Here is a 1,973-nt window from a genome sequence, read left to right as displayed (position 1 = left end):
GCCACACCCCCCGCCTCCGGCCCGCTGCGCGCCCTGCGCGGGCTGCGCGGCCTGGGGCTGTACGCCACCGTCGTCTGCGCACTCGCCGTGGTCGCGGCGGTCGTGTCCTTCGCGAACGGGAGCTGGCTGGGGATCCTCTGGGTGCTGCTCGCGGGCCTCACCTCGAACATGGCCTGGTACTACGTGCGGAAGTCCCGCATGGAGCGGAGCTGACCGCGACTGGTGCCGCCCCTCGGCGCTGCCGTCAGCCGCCCGGCAGATGGACGTTCTGCGGCTCGCCCTCCCAGAAGCGGAAGTACTCCAGGCCCAGATAGGTCTCCAGATCCGAGACGCCCAGCGAGCGCAGCACCGCGTCGATGGCGTCCCAGAACACGTCGTTGACCGCCGGGATCCACAGGCAGCCGAAGACGATCAGCAGCCCGTACGGCGCGAACGGCTCGGCCTGGCGGCGCGCCCCGGCGGAGAGCCACGGCTCGATGACGCCGTAGCCGTCCAGCCCCGGCACCGGGAGGAGGTTCAAGAGCGCCGCCGTCACCTGCAGCAGCGCCAGGAACGCCAGCGCCGTACGGAACGCGACCGGCACGTCTTCCATGGCGTCGAGCCAGAACGGGGCGGTCAGCAGCACGGCGAGCAGCGCGTTGGTCAGCGGGCCCGACGCCGAGATCAGGCTGTGCTTCCAGCGCCCGCCGCGGATGCGGCCGCGCTCGATGTAGACCGCGCCGCCGGGCAGTCCGATCCCGCCCATGATGACGAAGAGCACCGGCAGGACGACGGACAGCAGCGCGTGTGTGTACCGCAGCGGGTTGAGCGTGAGATAGCCCTTCGCGCCGACCGACACGTCGCCCGCGTGCAGTGCCGTGCGGGCGTGCGCGTACTCGTGCAGGCAGAGCGAGATGACCCACCCCGAGACCACGAACAGGAAGACCGCGAAACCGGTCACCTGGGCCCGGCCGGACCAGACGGCCCACCCGGAGACCCCCATGAGCGCGGCGAGTCCGAGGAACACCGGGCTGATGCGGTGGTGCTCGGGGTGGGACGAAGCGCTGGCCATGCCGCCCGACCGTACCGGCAGCCGGGGCCGCCCGGCGAACCCTCGTCGCTCCGGCTCCCCTTGCCCGGAGTGTCGCTCGGAGCGCTGTCCCGGCCGCCCACTGTTCAGCACCGGCGATGCTTTCTGCATGATTGGATGAAGCACTGCTAAGGGACGGGGGGGTCGGATGCTCGATCTCGTCCGGCTGCGCGCCCTGCACGCGGTGGGCACGCACGGCTCGGTCGGCGCGGCGGCCGAGGCGCTGGGCTTCACCCCGTCCGCGGTCTCCCAGCAGATCGCCAAGCTGGAGCGGGAGACCGGCAGCACGCTGCTGGAGCGCCGGGGGCGCGGGGTGGTGCTCACGGACGCCGCGCTGATGCTCGTGCGGACCGCGGGGCGGATGCTGGCGCTCGCCGAGCAGGCGGAGATCGATCTGGAGGAGCGGCGCGGCCGCCCGGCGGGACGGCTGACGGTGGCGGCCTTCCCCAGCGCGGCGCGCGGGCTGCTGCCTGCCGCGCTGGCGCGGCTGGCCGCCGCGCACCCCGAGCTGGACCTGCGGATGACGGAGGTGGATCCGCACCTGTCGGTGGGGATGGCGGCCCGGGGCGAGGTGGACCTGGCCGTGACGCACGACTGGGACACGGTGCCGCTGCCGGCCCCGGAGGGACTGCGGCGTACCGCGCTGATGGCGGACGCGTGCGAGATGCTGCTGCCGCGGGACCATCCGCTGGCCGCGCTGGACCGCCCGCTGGTGCGGGAGGATCTGCGGTCCGTGCGGTGGGTGTGCCAGCCGCCGGGGTCCGTGTGCCACGGGTGGCTGATGAGCACGCTGCGGGCTGCGGGCCAGGAGCCGGACGTGGCGTTCACGGCGGGGGAGTACCAGACGCAGGTCGAGCTGGTCGCCGCCGGTCTCGGGGTGGCCCTGCTGCCGCGGCTGGGGCGG

General features: G+C 73.7%; 3 protein-coding genes. 2 read left to right on the top strand and 1 reads right to left on the bottom strand.

Annotated features, from left to right (window positions below; all coding sequences use genetic code 11):
- A partial coding sequence (locus tag G5C65_RS36345) for a hypothetical protein (RefSeq protein WP_165303315.1) occupies positions 1-213 on the top strand: 213 nt, incomplete at its 5' end.
- A 31-nt stretch (positions 214-244) separates the two neighbouring features.
- Here the strand turns inward: G5C65_RS36345 and G5C65_RS36340 are convergent.
- Complete coding sequence (locus tag G5C65_RS36340; protein WP_165303317.1) at positions 245-1,051, bottom strand: site-2 protease family protein; 807 nt, start codon at positions 1,049-1,051, stop codon at positions 245-247.
- A gap of 166 nt (positions 1,052-1,217) precedes the next feature.
- On the opposite strand from G5C65_RS36340, the gene G5C65_RS36335 reads away from it, so the two are divergent.
- Positions 1,218-1,973, top strand: a 756-nt coding sequence (locus tag G5C65_RS36335) for a LysR family transcriptional regulator (protein WP_165303316.1), incomplete at its 3' end; no start/stop codon positions are given.

Origin of the sequence: Streptomyces boncukensis (genome assembly GCF_011045075.1) — a bacterium.
Classification (GTDB): Bacteria; Actinomycetota; Actinomycetes; order Streptomycetales; family Streptomycetaceae; genus Streptomyces; species Streptomyces boncukensis.
Note: the sequence above shows the minus strand (reverse complement) of the source record. Positions and strands in the feature narration are given on the sequence as shown.